General features: G+C 66.5%; 16 protein-coding genes. 6 read left to right on the forward strand and 10 right to left on the reverse strand.

Annotated features, from left to right (window positions below; genetic code table 11):
• Positions 1 to 397: 397 nt before the first annotated feature.
• Both ASG95_RS09975 and ASG95_RS09980 read right to left on the reverse strand, forming a co-directional pair.
• Positions 398 to 763 (reverse strand): carboxypeptidase-like regulatory domain-containing protein, encoded by a 366-nt coding sequence (locus ASG95_RS09975; RefSeq protein WP_162259389.1) that lies wholly within the window; start codon positions 761 to 763, stop codon positions 398 to 400.
• A 216-nt stretch (positions 764 to 979) separates the two neighbouring features.
• The gene (locus ASG95_RS09980; RefSeq protein ID WP_057377354.1) at positions 980 to 1,657 is read right to left on the reverse strand and encodes a hypothetical protein; all 678 of its coding nucleotides are present in this window, start codon (positions 1,655 to 1,657) and stop codon (positions 980 to 982) included.
• Between the two features lie 328 nt (positions 1,658 to 1,985).
• Here ASG95_RS09980 and ASG95_RS09985 point away from each other — a divergent pair, with 328 nt between their 5' ends.
• The gene (locus tag ASG95_RS09985) at positions 1,986 to 2,375 is read left to right on the forward strand and encodes a hypothetical protein (RefSeq protein ID WP_157581920.1); all 390 of its coding nucleotides are present in this window, start codon (positions 1,986 to 1,988) and stop codon (positions 2,373 to 2,375) included.
• Between the two features lie 164 nt (positions 2,376 to 2,539).
• Here the strand turns inward: ASG95_RS09985 and ASG95_RS09990 are convergent, their stop codons facing one another.
• The 3 genes from ASG95_RS09990 to ASG95_RS10000 all read right to left on the reverse strand — a co-directional run bounded on the left by ASG95_RS09990 (position 2,540) and on the right by ASG95_RS10000 (position 5,282).
• On the reverse strand, positions 2,540 to 2,920 hold the full coding sequence (locus ASG95_RS09990) for a nuclear transport factor 2 family protein (protein WP_057377356.1): 381 nt from the start codon (positions 2,918 to 2,920) through the stop codon (positions 2,540 to 2,542).
• A gap of 129 nt (positions 2,921 to 3,049) precedes the next feature.
• Positions 3,050 to 3,505, reverse strand: a complete 456-nt coding sequence (locus ASG95_RS09995) for a hypothetical protein (protein ID WP_057377357.1) — start codon at positions 3,503 to 3,505, stop codon at positions 3,050 to 3,052.
• A 199-nt stretch (positions 3,506 to 3,704) separates the two neighbouring features.
• On the reverse strand, positions 3,705 to 5,282 hold the full coding sequence (locus tag ASG95_RS10000; RefSeq protein WP_200961899.1) for a Na+/H+ antiporter: 1,578 nt from the start codon (positions 5,280 to 5,282) through the stop codon (positions 3,705 to 3,707).
• A 116-nt stretch (positions 5,283 to 5,398) separates the two neighbouring features.
• Here ASG95_RS10000 and ASG95_RS22405 point away from each other — a divergent pair, with 116 nt between their 5' ends.
• Positions 5,399 to 6,190 carry a maleylpyruvate isomerase N-terminal domain-containing protein gene (locus tag ASG95_RS22405; protein WP_369820406.1) on the forward strand — a complete coding sequence of 264 codons (792 nt, stop codon included), beginning with the start codon at positions 5,399 to 5,401 and terminating at the stop codon, positions 6,188 to 6,190.
• A gap of 284 nt (positions 6,191 to 6,474) precedes the next feature.
• Here the strand turns inward: ASG95_RS22405 and ASG95_RS10005 are convergent, their stop codons facing one another.
• Entirely contained in the window at positions 6,475 to 7,719 is a 1,245-nt protein-coding gene (locus ASG95_RS10005) for a threonine/serine exporter ThrE family protein (protein WP_057377358.1), read from the reverse strand.
• 297 nt (positions 7,720 to 8,016) lie between these two features.
• Here ASG95_RS10005 and ASG95_RS10010 point away from each other — a divergent pair, with 297 nt between their 5' ends.
• A complete protein-coding gene (locus ASG95_RS10010; RefSeq protein WP_057377359.1) occupies positions 8,017 to 8,307 on the forward strand; it encodes a hypothetical protein in 291 nt (96 codons plus the stop codon).
• A 104-nt stretch (positions 8,308 to 8,411) separates the two neighbouring features.
• On the opposite strand, the gene ASG95_RS22270 is transcribed toward ASG95_RS10010, so the two are convergent.
• Positions 8,412 to 9,356: a cold-shock protein gene (locus ASG95_RS22270; RefSeq protein ID WP_057377360.1), complete on the reverse strand. Its 945-nt coding sequence runs from the start codon at positions 9,354 to 9,356 to the stop codon at positions 8,412 to 8,414.
• A gap of 154 nt (positions 9,357 to 9,510) precedes the next feature.
• On the reverse strand, positions 9,511 to 9,957 hold the full coding sequence (locus ASG95_RS10020; RefSeq protein ID WP_082592474.1) for an Lrp/AsnC family transcriptional regulator: 447 nt from the start codon (positions 9,955 to 9,957) through the stop codon (positions 9,511 to 9,513).
• Positions 9,958 to 10,086: 129 nt separating this feature from the next.
• On the opposite strand from ASG95_RS10020, the gene ASG95_RS10025 reads away from it, so the two are divergent.
• Together ASG95_RS10025 and ASG95_RS10030 are read left to right on the forward strand one after the other, a co-directional pair.
• Complete coding sequence (locus tag ASG95_RS10025; protein ID WP_057377361.1) at positions 10,087 to 10,998, forward strand: DMT family transporter; 912 nt, start codon at positions 10,087 to 10,089, stop codon at positions 10,996 to 10,998.
• 269 nt (positions 10,999 to 11,267) lie between these two features.
• Complete coding sequence (locus ASG95_RS10030; RefSeq protein WP_057377362.1) at positions 11,268 to 11,606, forward strand: hypothetical protein; 339 nt, start codon at positions 11,268 to 11,270, stop codon at positions 11,604 to 11,606.
• Positions 11,607 to 12,049: 443 nt separating this feature from the next.
• Here the strand turns inward: ASG95_RS10030 and ASG95_RS10035 are convergent, their stop codons facing one another.
• A complete protein-coding gene (locus tag ASG95_RS10035) occupies positions 12,050 to 12,703 on the reverse strand; it encodes a response regulator transcription factor (protein ID WP_235543722.1) in 654 nt (217 codons plus the stop codon).
• Positions 12,703 to 13,878 (reverse strand): sensor histidine kinase, encoded by a 1,176-nt coding sequence (locus ASG95_RS10040; RefSeq protein WP_057377364.1) that lies wholly within the window; start codon positions 13,876 to 13,878, stop codon positions 12,703 to 12,705. Before ASG95_RS10040 ends, ASG95_RS10035 begins: the two co-directional genes overlap by 1 nt.
• Before the next feature lie 149 nt (positions 13,879 to 14,027).
• Between ASG95_RS10040 and ASG95_RS10045 the strand changes: the two genes are divergently transcribed.
• A complete protein-coding gene (locus ASG95_RS10045) occupies positions 14,028 to 14,753 on the forward strand; it encodes a hypothetical protein (RefSeq protein ID WP_057377365.1) in 726 nt (241 codons plus the stop codon).
• The last annotated feature ends 69 nt before the right edge of the window (positions 14,754 to 14,822 follow it).

Here is a 14,822-nt window from a genome sequence, read left to right on the forward strand (position 1 = left end):
CTCGTGTGGCTGCCTCGAGACGTCCCCCACACGTTCGCCAATCTCGGTGACGACCCAGTGTGGGCCTTCGGAGTGACCACGCCGGCGGGGCTTGAGGGCATGTTCGAGGAACAGAGCGCGTACTTCGCGAACCTCCGAGGGGCGNCCCGACCCCGACAAGATCGCCGAGATCGGTGCTCGCTACGGCGTCAGCGCATTGGGACCACCGCTGCAGCCCTCCTAGCTACGCATGCCGACACGATGCCTGCCCAGCAACACCCGCAGGCGGCGGTGTGACCCACTCACTAGCTCGCCGCTCGACAAGCCGATAATGGGTCCTGTGTGGACTTGAACTGCGGACTCGTCGACGCAAGTGCGTCGGCTCGAGTGCGGCACTCTCCTGATAGTCGCCCGACGGTCAGCGAATCCCTGTGTCGCATGGAATGTCGACCGTCGAATACGCGCCGGCCTCGACTTGCGCGTCCATCAGTTCGCACGACGTGCCGGCGTCGGCTGTGACGACGTACCTTCCCGGTGCCACGGCGACGCGGTAGTTGCCGTCTGTGTCGGTCGTGGTGCGCGCGACTACCTCCCCACCGGCATACGAGTCGCCGGGCAGCTGCTTTGCAACGGTGACCTCCGAGCCTGCGGCCGGTTTGTCTTCGCATGGCTCACTCTCGGTCTCGACTGGACACTGAGGCCCCAGGTGGACCTGGCCAGTGACGCCCGACTGGTCGCGAGTCGTGCCAGGGCCCTGGTCGCCGCAACCGGCGAAAAGCAACACGGCAAGGGCAACGGTGAGTACTCCACCTACGCGCATGTCGATGAGACAGTCAAGCGCGCACCAGGGTTCCACGAACGAGGTCCGTGACGGCGATATAGCACAACCCGCGGCCAACAACGCAGCCCAGCGAATGCGGCGATGTGACGCGGCTGCAACCGACCGTCCAGTTGGCGCGTCATCCCAGCACACCATGCGCCTGGACTGCCGTGCGGCACGCTAGGCGGGGGCCACCGCCGCGCTGACGGCTGGGACGTCCCGGCCCATCACGAGCCGTACGGCGACGGTCAGCAGCCAGATCCAAAAGAGACCGTAAGGCGCGATCCATGCGGATTCGATCGTCCACACGAAGCGGGCGAGCAGCATCCCGACGCCGGCGACAGCGCCCCACCAGCCAAGCCATCGCGGCCAGGCGCCGGTCGTCAGCATCACCCAGCCGGCAGCGCCGGCGAAACTGCCGAGGGCGAGCCAAGTGTTGGCGAAGCCGATGTTGCCGATGTCATACGCGTACGCTGCAACGGCCGGGTCCAGTTCAAGGCCCCGATGGGCGGCGGACGCCCAGCTCGCGTTCACCAAGTAATAGGCCGGGAGCAGCACCGCGGACCCCAAGGCCACGGTCGAACGCCAGGGCGGGTCGCCCTCGGCGCGTCGCAAGAGCAGAGAGAGCCCGATCAGGAACCACAGCAATCCGATCATCCCGACTGCCCCGACCGCCTGAAGTGGCTGGACCCAGCTGGTCTCCGCCGCTTTGCGGATGAAGTCCGCGGCGTCCTTCGTGCTCGCCTCGAGCGGAGGCTCTCCCAAGGACCCCAGCGGAATGATCGCCGCAAACAACAACACCGCGCCAAGCAGTCCGGCCCATCCACTGTTGCGGGCCACCCCGTGCCACGAGTCCATGGTTCAGCGTGGCACCGGTGACCAGCTCATTGGAAGGTGCAACAGGAGGTCGAACACGGATCACGTCGTTGTCTCGACATTCGGTGAATGCGTTCATGACCGAGCCGCGGCCGGCACGGACGCAGCGACGGCTGGACGCCCGACCCTCAGCACTTTCGTTTGATGCCGCCCGCCGATGGGCGGCGAAAGGATGACCGCGGATCGCGGTCGTGTCCGGCGGAGTCAGGTTTCGGAGCAGACCCGCCTCGGGCTCGTCGGGACGTCGGGACGTCGACGAATGATGACAAGCATCCGCCCGGTGCCGGCGCGCAGGTCTAGGCTGCGGCGGGTGAACGCAGCGGGGGTTCCAATTTGGGTCAGGCTTCTGACGAATGTCAGTTTGCCTGCGGGATTTCTCGCAGTCTTGTGGTTCGGCGGGAACTGGTCCTCGAGTCAGGCTGCGGCAGCGTTCGGGCTCTACGGGCTGTGCTTCGGAGCGTTTCACCAGTTTCGTCGGCCAACAACGCCGGGTACCCGACGCGTCTTCGCGCTCTTGTTCGTCCTGGTTTGCCTCGGCGCCTTGTTCGTGGGCGACAGGGCCAGTGCCGACGACGTCGTCATCGCGATCGCGTGCGTGGGCGGCTGGACCGTTGGCCTTGGACTTGCCGCGAGCTTCGATCCGAACGACGGCGCGCCCGTAAAGCGCTCGTTCAGCGGTCACATCATCCGGCGCGGCTGAAAGCACCATCGTTCAGTGGCATGAGCGGACGTTTCTCGGTCCGTAGCCATCCGTGCATCGTCATGTCTGGAATTTCCGGTCAACCGGCTTGGGGCGGAAAGACGCGTACACGATGTGCAGATCCGCTGGCCTCTTCCTACACCACAGTTTGGCTTGTGCCCGAATCAGGCCGATATCTCTGTCGCCTGTGACCACACGACAGTCCATCTGCCGTCGCGCTTCTCGTAGTGGTCGGTGTGCCAGGCGCTCAAATCGACCTCGTCAGCGACTCCAACCCTCAACCGGATGTGGGCGACGTAACGAAGCACGATGAGATCTCGCGTCGCCCGCACAGCTATCGGTGAGGTGGGTTCGAAGGCGAGGTACTCGAGACGCTTGGTGGCCACGTCGCCCAGGTAGGTCACCTTCGTGCGCGTCTCCCCGGCGGGCGTCACCAGCTCGTAGTCCGCAGCGTGGATCCGTTCAGCGACGACCATGTCACGCTCGACGAGAGATCGAAGGCGCGATCGTTCAAGTTCCAGGACTACGGTCACGTCGTCGGTCATGACGACGTGTCTACAGGATCTCCGCCACCGATGCGGGAGACCTCCTCGCGCAGCATCACCATCATTGGCACGAGCCGAAACCCAGGCGAGCCGACAGGCGGCGGAAAGACGCGCCGAGGTGGCGGCATGTCAAGACGTAGGGCCAAGCCGCCGGATCGCGGCGACTCTCACGAAGTACCGACGCCAATAGGGGCCGGACGCCCATGGAACGTCATCGAACTTCCATTCCGCCGACTGGAGCGTCGCCCGGACGGCTCCGCGATGCTCCAGCCAAGCATCGAAGGCTGCATCCGCTTCAGCGGCGGGCGCAGGCCCAGCGACCATTTCGAAGAAGGCGTGCTCTGCGCTGGTCACCCGGGCCAGTAATTCTGCACAGGCGCTCGCTTCGTCGCTGTGCGTGGTGAGGGAAGCCTCGCCACCTCGCTCGGAGTAGAAAACGACCCACCCTTCGGGTCGCTGATCCATGACGAAGGCATCATCGACGTGCGCGACATGCAAGTGGTACGCGTTGTCGCGAACGCCCAGAGACTCGAGATGGGCCGCCAGGGTGTTTCGGTTGGTGGGGTTTGCCATATCGTCGGCCACGGGAAGATGTTCGCATGCACCTCGGGAAGGTGCCTGGAACCTTCGGCACGCCAGTTGGTTGGGGCCCACGCTCGCGGCGGAAAGCCCTACGCCCTCTCGCAAGGCTGCGCCGTTCCCCTGCGCGACGGCGCACCGGGCATCGCTCTCCGTCACCCGCGATGGTGCGCTCTCAGCAACGGCGCCCCGCGCATCCCTCCCGTCACTCGAGAGGGTGCGCTCTCAGCAACCGCACCTCGTCGGCGTCGAGGCCAGCTTGCACCCGACGCAGCGCGATGTCGTCGATGCGTTGTGCGTCGCGCAGTTCGAGGAGTGCCTCACGTCGCCTGCCGATGAGAGCGAGTAGGAGGCTCGTGTACTGGTCGTCGTGCTGGACCGCAGGATTGTCCCGCGCACCTGCAGCAGCCACCAGCCTGCGCTGCTTGTCCAGTTCGCGACGCACCCGCTCGATCACCACCTCATCGCTGTCGAGCTCGCTGGCCGTGGTTTCGAGCGCCTCGATTGCCGCGTCCAGGGTGTACTCATCGGCGTACTGGACCTCTTCGTCGACCGAGGTATCAGCTGGCAGCCGCGCGAAGCGCACCACCGAAGGCAGGAGAAGTGCCTGGAGAAGGGTCAGGAGGATCACCCCGCACGTGATCAGCACCATCAGGTCTCGTCCGGGAAAGGGTGCTCCGGAGTCAAGGGTGTGCGGCACGGCGAGGATCGCGGCCAGCGACACCGCTCCCCGGAACCCCGCTACCGCGCTGACCATGCGTTGCCGCGCCGGAACGCGGCGCAACCGCTGGGCAGGGCGGCGATCGAGGAGCCGGATGAGGTACGGCGTCGTGTAGATCCACGCCCATCGGACCCCGATGACGACGGCCGTGACCACCAGCACGTCACCGAGCGCCCGCATCATGGAGGCGCTGCTCAACCCCCGGACAGCGGACTGGGCCGACACCCCGACAAGTACGAAGAGCGCACTGCTGAGCACCGTCGTGGACAGCGCCCAGAACGGTATGGCGATCTGCCGCGTCACCGCGCCCGTGATGCGTGGCGCCACCTGGCTCATGAACAGCCCGCACACCACGACGGCCAGGACGCCGGACGCGTGGACGACGTCTGCCACTAGGAACGCAGCGAAGGGCGTAACCAGCATCGCGATGGCTTCCAGCATCGGATCGTCCATCCGGCGCCGAACCTGCCAGCTGACCAATCCGATGAGTGCGCCGGCCAGAACACCCCCGCAGTAGGCCAGCACCAACAACCAGGTCACGTGCCAGCCGGTGAGGTGCTCTTGGCCGACCGTCACGCCCACCGCCAGTCCATAGAGGACAAGGGCGGTGCCGTCGTTGATCAGGCTCTCGGCGCGGAGCACGGTCACCGTGCGGCGGGGTAGGTCGCGGGCCAGGACGCCGACAGCCGTGGCGTCGGTAGGTGCCAGAGCCGCGCCGAGAACCCACGCCGGCCCCCACCCGAGGCCGAGCCAGTGCGCGGCGCCAGCGACCGCGGCAGCGGTGGCGAAGACCAACGCGGTGCTGGTCAGGACCACGACCCGCAGGTTGTTGCGGATCTCCCGCAATGAGGTCGTCAGGCTCTCCCAGTACAGCAAGGCGGGAAGGAACAGGAGAAGCACCACCTCCGGCGGCAGCTGGGCCTGCCGCACGTGCGGCCAGAACCCGAGCAGCACGCCGACCAGCACGAGCAAGATGGCTGGGGCGAAGGGGTAGCGCCGCGCAAACAGACCGCACACGACCAAGGCGAGTCCGAGCATGACGACTATCTCGAGTCCGAACACGGACTCATCTTGTCGGGCCGTCTACCCGTCGGCCACCCCGATTACACACCCCACCCAGGCCCTTCCTCGGTCGGGAACCCATGCACGTCTACACCGAAAAGGCGCCGACCGCGGCGATGGATTGTCACGCCCGTGGAGTAAGGGTGGAGCGACCCGCTGCAGGGACGGACGATCGTAAGGGCAGCCGACTAGCGGCGCAGAGGCGGGGGTGTCGATGGCCCGTAGTCTGCGTGTGTTGTGCGGTGCGCGAGTCGCTGACGTTTGGAGGACCGTTTGTCGAAAGGCCAGGACGTTGCCCAAACGGCCCAGATCACTCGGCGTACCGATGCTGGCCGGTCTGCCTCGCGGTGTACGAGCAGCTCGACACACTGCTGCGGACGTTAGGCGAGAAGGACTGGGCGTTGCCGACTCCTTGTCCTGGCTGGTCGGTCGCGGACATGGTTGGCCATCTGATCGGCGCGGCCCGGGGTAACGCGTCCGTACGTGAGTTCGTACGGCAGCAGCTGTGGGGGGTTGCGTCATCGAGGGGAGTCCGCCGGCAATCCGTTGGACGCCGTCAACAGCCTTCAGATCGCCGACCTTGCCGGCCTGCCCGATGCGCGGCGGGCCGAGGCACAGCGCGCCGTTGCCCCGCATGCCGTCCGTGGGCGCCTGCGTTTGTCGGCGTGGTTCGGCGCCGTCAGTGTGCCGCTGTCCACCGGTGGTTCGGCCGCGGCGGGGATGCCGCGCTCGGTCAACCTCGGCCGGCTGCTGGACGCGGTCTACACCCGCGATGCGTGGATGCACACCATCGACATCAGCGAGGCGGTCGGTCGTCCGCCGTCGCTGGGTTCGCCCGTCAACGGCCGCATCGTGCAGGACGTGGTGTTGGACTTGGGTCCAGCGCCATGGCCAGCCGGTCGACCTGACACTCACCGGACCCGCCGGGGGGTTGTATCAATCCGGAGCGGGCGGCGCGGTGCTGGAGATGGACGCGGTCGAGTTCTGCCGAGTCCTGTCCGGGCGCTCTCCCGGAGACGGCCTGTTGAGGACCAAGGTCCTGTTCTAAAGCCGCTGGGCCGCGCGCCGACACGCGGCGGATAGACGCGCTTCTCGAGGAGTGGGTACGCCTTTGGAAGCAACGCTGCGAGCGGTGGTCGTTCGTTCCGCAGATGCCCCTCTCTCGTGCATCGGCAGAGTTGTTCGTGATGGCTTACGTGGGGGGCGCGGCCAGCCGCCCGCGCAGGGAACTGCCAAGGGAAGAGCCCACCAGCAGGCCGAGAGAGATGGCGATCACGACCCCAAGCACGCCGAGGGCGACGTCGGTGGCCGACTCGCGACCCGCCGCGAGTTCCGTCACACCCACGAGGCCTAGACTTCCGGGCACGAGCAGCCAGAACGCCGGCAGGAAGAGCACAAGGCGTGCCAGCTGCGGTCGTCGGAGCTCTACCACGCTCGCCCCAAGGCTGGCCGCGATCGCCCCGAGGAAGCCTCCAAGGCCGATCGAGCCGAGCTGTTGCCCGGCGACCTGGGCCGCGAAGGCCAGGCTCAGCACGAGCAACACCCATCCCTGCATCCGCAGCGGCACGCCCTCCATCAGGCAGATGCTCAGCCCGATGAGCAGCAGGCCGACAGGCGCACCCCTCCACCCGATCTCATCGACCCGGACATTGGCCAGCGTCGCGGGCGGCACCCGCAGCAGGGCGGTAGCCATGAGCAGTCCCAGCGCGAACAACCCCAGCTGCACCAGGCCGTAGGTGAGCCTGGCCGACCCAGCCTGCATGTGCCCGGCGGCGAGCTCTGACATGCCATTGACGACCAACGCTCCGGGGAGCAGGACCGCCAGTGGCGGCAATACGGTACGCAACGGGCCCTCCAGCAGTCCTGCGTCGGCGGCACCGAAGACGGCCAAGGAGACCACGAACGCGGCAAGGGTCGGCAGCAGCGAATTCACCACTTGGTACCGCTCCGCCAGCTGGACGAGCACGAACACGATGACTGCCCCAACCGCAGCCGCGGCGACGTTGGCCCAGCCGGGTTGCAGGATCAGCGCAATACCGACGGCGAGCACGGGCCAGGCCAGGGCGACCAACCACTGGGGGTGCCGGACAGGGCGATGCGCAACCGCCGCGAGCTGCTCGCGGGCGGCGCCGGGCGCGAGCACGCCTCGGATCAGTTGGTAGCGGATTCGGCGCACGCTCGCGGACTGGTGGAGGCGCATACCGGGGGGAGCCGACCGATACGTTGAGGGACCCCCGTCGGTGAGGGTGACGACCAGGCCCGTGGGACCGACTGCTGTCTGGACTTCGGGGTAGCCCAGTTGGATGCCGACCTCGGCGAGCTCCTCCTCTATCTCCTGCACTGGTTGTCCGGTCGCGATCATGGCGGTGCCGAGGTGGGCCAGCAGGGCGCGGGTCTCGGTTGCGTGGGCGTCGTCAGCCCAACTGGATGGGGGCATCACGGCTCAGCGTGCGCCGACGAACGTGACTTGGGACAGGCCTGCCGGTCCTCGGAATACCCGCGCGCCTCCACACCCGGAGTCGGACGTCGCTACATGTGCTTGCGTCCACGCCTTTCCACCCGAGTCTTCATAGCCATCCGCTGCCAGGTGTCCCGTCATGCTCGTCATCATGTCAAGCGGGACGGCCACCCAGCATCAACCCGGCTCAAGCGGCGAAAGACGCACTCCCGCATCGCGGCATGTGCGGACGTTTCGTGATGGCCCACCGGCGATGCGAGGCCATAGCGTCTGCCCATGAGGTCCGGGCTCGCCAGTCTTACGTTCGTCGCAGACGAGAGCCGCCAATACAAGTTGCCCGCGGACGGGACACCGTCCCTGGTATACGTCTTCGGGCCCGACCACACACTCGGGGCTCGCGCCTACTCAGCCGTCGGCCAGGACTTCGAGCCCGGCTCGTCTCAATCCCATGTCCGACTCGATTTCTGGGCCGACGACCCATGGACGGATGAGGTCGAGCCCGGCGCAAGCTTCAAGATCTGGTACGGCGGCGACATCGGTCATGGGGTGGTCGAGGCCGTGATCTGATCAACCCGAGTCATCGCGCTCATGGCACGAGCGGATCGCGGCGTGAGTGCGCAGGGGGATCGGAACACGCCTGAGTACCGGCTCCGCCCGGACCGATGTTTCGCTCAAACCCGTTCGACGCGGTCGGCCTGTGGTCCTCGATCGCTCTGTCGCACCTGGTACCGGACCCGATCGCCCTGGTACAGCGCCTCGGCGCCTCTGAGGACCGACACGTGCACGAACAGGTCCGCGCCACCCGCGTCCGGGGTGATGAACCCGAACCCCCGCGCCGGGTCGTAGCGCGCGACCACTCCCTCGCCGCCGCGGGCAGGGACGTCGGATGCCTCCCGGTGTCCCGACCGAGCGCGGGTCGTCGACGACGCGGGTGCACCCTGCGGTGTCGAGCTGCGCGCGAGGCGCACGTCGCGAGCCTGCGGGCCCTTCTCGCTCACGACGATGTCGTACGTCACTCGGTCCCCCTCGCCCAGCCCGAGAAGTCCGTCGGCCAGTTCCCGGACGTGGACGAAGACATCGGGGCCGCGCGACTCGGGGGTGATGAACCCGAAGCCCTTTTCGCCGTCGTACCAGGACACGGTGCCGTCCGCCCCATCGGATGCCACGGCCTGCTGGGCGGCCTGGGCTTCCAAGGGGAGCAGATGGTCAGCCTGCGGTCCCTTCTCTCCGTCGACGACGAGGAACGCCACCCGCTGCCCCTCCGAGACCACGCCGCCCCCCACGATGGCCGAACTGTGCACGAAGATTTCGGCACCACTGCCGTCGGGGGTGATGAAGCCGTACCCCTTGGCAGGCTCGTACCAAGACACGGTGCCGAGCACGCCCAGCGGTGTATCGGCAGCGTGGTCGGCCGTGACCCGGACGCGACGTGCCTGCGGGCCGCGGTCCCCTTCGCCGATCTCGAACTCGACCACCTGCCCCTCCCGGAGCAGCTTCATCGCGTCGTCGCTGACGATCTCGGACGCATGCACGTACAGGTCCTCTGCCTCCTGCCCGAGGGCGATGAAGCCGAAGCCCCTATCGGCATCGAACCAGCGGACGGTTCCCTCGGTCACGGCTGACTCCTTGTCGAAGCTACGGTCGGTGCCCCCCAGTGTCCCCGACGGGACTGCGATCAGCGCCCCACGGTGCTCGCACCGTCGTGGTAAGTGCCCGACGCAGACATCCACGGCACCCGGCGCCAGGCCGACAGCGGCGTGAGCGGGCGTTCTACGGCTTGTCGAGTTGGCCCCATGGTTTGGGTGAGCTGAGGACGATGGTCGTCGCGGACCTGCCGAGCTCGTTGAGTTTGTCGATCAGCGGCTCGAGGTCGCCGAGGTCTGGTACGGCGACTTTGAGAACGTGATCGTCAGAGCCGGTGACCCTGTGGTCCTCCAGCACCGCTGCGGTCTCGGCAGCCAGTTCTGCGACCCGGAATGATTCGCGCCGACCGTTGGTGTCGACGACGATGAACGCGGTGACGCCGTAGCCGGCTGCCCGCGGATCGACCCTGGCGTGGTAGCCGGCGATCACGCCGGTGTTCTCCATCCGACGAACGCGACTGGCGACGGTGGCCGCCGAGAGTCCCGACTGCCTGGCCAGTTCGCGGTACCCGAGCCGCGCATCGTTCTGAAGCAATGCCAGCAACGTCCAGTCCAGATCATCGAGGTTGTGCATTCGTTCACCATATTCGGTCGTGGCCGTTCAATTGGTTGAGATGGGCTCTCTAGGTTGATGTGAAGTGCGTAGATCTGCGTAGATTGCTCGCTCTATTTTTATCGGCATGCCAGCACGAGAGAGCCATCGATGAACGCGCGTACGTTGGCGCTGTTCTGCGTCGTATCGATCCTGTGGGGTGTCCCGTACCTTGTGATCGCAGAAGCACTTGACGCAGGGCTGGGGCCGCTGACTGTCGTCGCGGGACGCGTCTTCGTTGGCACCGTGGTGCTCGTCGCGGTGGCCGGCACCCAGGCTCTGGATCTTCTTCGGCGAGCACCTGGGAAGACAGTGCTGCTGGCGGTCGTGGAGGTCCTGATCCCCTTCACCCTCATCGCTGTTGCCGAACGCAGCGTCACTTCCGGAACGGCTGGTGTCTTGATCTCTTTGGAGCCATTCTTCGTGCTGGTCTGGTCGGTTGTCCTCGCGTCGGGGGTGCGTCAGTCGTGGGCACGGATCATCCCTGGATCCGTCCTCGGCTTCGGCGGTGTCCTGCTGCTCATGGGGACACCCGGTGGGGGCATGGGTGCGTGGTTGCTCATCGCGGCGGCCGGGTGCTACGCGCTCGGAGCAGTCCTGATCGATCGGTGGTTCGCCGACCTTCTAAGTCTGTCCGTCTCCGCAGCGATGCTGATCGTCGCCACTCCGCTCACCATGTTGACGGCGGTGACCACGGAAGGATTCCCTCGCTGGACCACCGCTGGCGCCACAGCGGTTGTCCTTCTTGGGGCGGCCTGCACGGCAGGCGGGTTTGCTGCCTTCTTCGCTCTCATCAAGAACGCCGGAGCTCACGGCGCCAGCCTGAACACCTATGCCGCCCCTGTGGTCGCGCTGGCGGCCGGCTTCGCCATTCGCGATGAGCCGCTGTCGATGAAATCCGTCATCGGGACGGTGTTGATCCTGCTCGGTGCGGGGTTCTGCGTACGGCAGCAACCTGCCCTGCCAGGCACGTCGGCGAGCGGGAAGGCGACTCGTGCACAGCATCGCACCGTTGAGCATTGAGGGACAGCGACCCCTTGGTCGAGCCTTTGCCGAAGCAGGCCAATCGCACACGCACTGTTGTCATGCGTCCACTCATCGGCTGCATGAGGGGACGTTTGCGCAGCCGATAGCGGCGAAAGGACGCACCCCGCGGCCCGCGGCGAGCTGGGCGGTCGACACGTCAGTCTCGCTCGTGCGCGTCTATGGGTCGTCCGAAGATCGTAGGCGTGGGCAGATGGTCAGGCGTAGCGTTTTGTCCGAACAAACCAGAAGCCAACGAGGTGAATGACATGGCAGATCGGCAGGACGGCGCGATGCTCGTGCAACTGGCGCAGTGGGGTTCGACGATGGGCTTGGAAGAGGCCATGCAGGCGGTCTGGGCGGACGGTTTCGACCCCCAAACCGCATCCTCTGACGATCTCCTCGTGTCACGTCTTCTCAACTGGGGAGAAACCATCGGGACGCTCACAAAGAATGGGCTGATCGACACCGACCTCGTGCTCGACTGGTTGTGGGTATCTGGCGTCTGGGCGCGCGTGGGCCCCGCCGCTATCAAGGCGCGCGACAAGCACGGCGTGCCTGCGCTTTACGAGAACTTCGAGGCGCTGGCGGCGAAGCAAGGCAGTTGAGATCGTCCCCCACTAGTACGGATTGATGTGGTCGGACGGGGGGCCCATTGGATGAGGGGGCCGCCATGTGAATCCACGAGCAGGACCCGTGGACGTGACCGACACCCGAGCAGCCTGCATGCCCTCCAACATTGCCGCCTCTGGGCTGGCCAGAGAAGACTCAATGCTGGAGGTGGTCCGCATGGCACGGTTCATGGCGGGTCCGGCATGGGTCGTGAGGAAGCTGCGAAGGCTGCGTGCGCTTTCCAAGGGTGAAGACACAGACCCTTGGTATGAGGAGCGCCGTGGGAAGGGCGACAAGCCACCAAACGTAGGCCCCAATTTGGGGGGCGGCGGCTAGAACTGATCCCGTTGCACCGGGGGGCATTTCCATGTAAGCACGCAGGCCTGGGCAAAGTGAGCAGTCTTGGTCTCGCCGACTCGCGGCGGAAAGACGCGCGATTTTAGGTTCGTGCTGTGAAGCCGGTGCGAAGGGCGAAGATGGCGGCTTGGACTCGGTCTCGGCAACCAAGTTTGGTCAGGACTCGCCCGACGTGGGTCTTGACCGTGGCCTCGCTGAGGAAGATGGTTCGACCGATTTCGGCGTTCGAGAGACCCTGCGCGACGAGGCCCAGGACTTCACCCTCGCGTTCGGTGAGCCGATCAAGGAGTGCAAGGTCCGCCGACGTAGGCGTGGGGTGAGGGGCGAAGTGCTCGATCAGGCGACGGGTGACGGACGGGGCAAGAACAGAGTCGCCTGCGGCCACGACTCGGATGGCGTGGATTAGTTGGTCGTAGGGGGTGTCCTTGAGTAGAAACCCGCTGGCGCCAGCGTGGAGGGCGCGGTTGACGGCTTCATCGAGGTCGAACGTGGTGAGGATAAGTACGCGCGCGTGGGGTCGGTCGCCGACGATGTGCGCGGTGGCGTCGACTCCATCCATTCCCGGCATGCGCACGTCCATCAGGATCAGGTCGGGAAGGGTGCGCCGGGACAGTTCCACCGCGGAGGCGCCGTCGGCGGCTTGCCCGACGACCTCGATGTCGGGGACGTCGCGCAGCAGGCGGGCGATGCCCTCTCGGACCAAGTGCTGGTCGTCGACCAGCAGTATCCGAATCATCAGGGTGCACCTACGGGAGGAGCCTGCAGGTCGTCCGTCGCATTTGGGTCCGTTGTCAGCGGCAGGGCGACATCGAGCAGGTACCCGGTGCCGTCAGGCCCGGCCGTGAGGTGTCCGCCGCATAGCAGCACTCGTTCGCGCAGCCCGATAAGACCGGTGCCAGTGCCAAGCTCCGGTTGCGCACCGGGGCCGCCCTTGGTGTGGACTCGCACTCTCAGGGTCGAGGAGTCGCTGGTCACTTCGAGGTCAACTGGAGACCCGTCGGCATGGCGCATCGCATTGGTGAGGCCTTCCTGGACCGTGCGGTAAGCGCACAACCCGACCCCGACGGGTACGTCGGCGGAGAAGGCGAGGGTACTGCGCACGTCGACGCCAGCACGGCGAATGCCGCCGATGAGCTCGTCAAGCCGGTTCAGGTCCCGTGGTGGCGCCAGGTCTGTCTGGTCCGTGGCTCGTATGACGTGCAGGAGTCCGCGTAGCTCGGTGAGTGCGCCACGTCCGGTGGTCTCGATGGTTTCCAAGACGCCCGCGAGCTCTTGGTTCACCTGCTGCGCCATCGGCCGTGCTGTGCCCGCTTGCACGACCATGAGGCTCACGGCATGCGCCACGACGTCGTGCAGCTCACGGGCAATAGCGGCTCGCTCATGGCTGACCGCCTGGGTGGTCCGGGCCTCGTGCTCGGCGGCGGCGATCTCGAGTTGAGCGGCCAGCATCTCCGTCTTGGTTGTGCGGCGGCGTACGAGATTGCCCACACCGATCGCGAAGGTGAAGAAGGCCCAGTCGACAAGAACATTCGAGGCCTCGAAGGGGGTGGTGCGAAGGTCCCGAAAGGTGCCGACAAGCACAAGGGTGAGCAGCCATGGCCAGGGCTGACGTGACCAGGCGGCCACGGCGAACACCACGGCTAACCAGGCCAACCCGGCTCCCAGCGTCCCCGCCGGGGACGATTCAAAAGACCCCACAAGGAACACGGCCACCACAGCACCCGCGGCAACCTCAGGCCAGATCCGGCTGAACGCCACAGCGATCGGGGGCACGCCCGCGGCGAGCAAGCGCACGAGCGTGGGAGCCGGTTGCTCATCCGAGAACAGGGCCTCTGTCAGCGCCACGCAGAGCAGCACCGCCGCCAGCACGGCCTCGCCGCGGGTGGGACGGAAATCGCGCCGACTGTTCACTCCAACGACGGTACTCAGGCGCCACTGCGGGGTGTAGAGGTCTGACGATCACCGCGACCTCAGGCTGACCGCGGCGCGACTCTTGGTGGACGCGTCCTGGTGCGGGCGGGGAGCACCGTGGGCTGACCACTCGGCAGAAGGAACAGGCCATGACCACGACCCCACCCCCCGTCCTCGCAGTGCAGGACGATCCCACGCGCAACCGCCGGTCAGTCGGACGGACAGCCCTTCTGGGCCTTGCCCTGTTCCTGGTGAGCATCGGCACCTTCGCACCGGAGTCGGCGCCCGATCCCGGTACTGCCTCGGCCGCGGACGTCCGACGCTTCGCCATTAACAACGCCGGAACCCTCCAGGTCAACACGCTGGCTGCCCTGGCTTCACTCCCGCTCTTGGTCATGTTCGTGGTTGTCCTGGCCCAACAGGTGCGGCAGGTGCAGCCATGGTCGATCGGGCCCCAGGTGATGGTGTGCTTGGTCGGCGTCGTTGCGACGCAGGGCCTTTTCGTCACCGCAACGTCATCCATCTTCGCCCTGCCTGACCAGCTGGCCGCTGTCACGGACCAGGCGGCCGTCACCCTCTACGAGGTGACGGCCGTTGCGCAGTGGCTGTACACCCTCACTGTCTTGGTCCCCTGCATGGCACTGGTCGCCACCTACTCATGGCTGGCGCTAAGGGGGCGCCTCCTTGCGCGCTGGATCTGCTGGGCCGGCTTCACCATGGCGACGGTCGGTGCCGTCACGGCCGTCATCCTCATGATCCCCGCCATCCAGTTCGACGCCTTCGTTCTTCCACTGTTCGGCTGGTGGCTGTGGCCCGCCATGATCGGCAGCGCGTCGGCCGTCCGCTGGTGGAGAAGCCGGCAACTCGCAGTTTGACGCCCTCCACACCGAACGCACGGGGTCGCCTGGCAGCGTAAAGACGCACGTCGGCACGGCGGCATGATC

This window comes from Phycicoccus sp. Soil803 (assembly GCF_001429685.1).
In the GTDB taxonomy this organism is placed as follows: domain Bacteria; phylum Actinomycetota; class Actinomycetes; order Actinomycetales; family Dermatophilaceae; genus Pedococcus.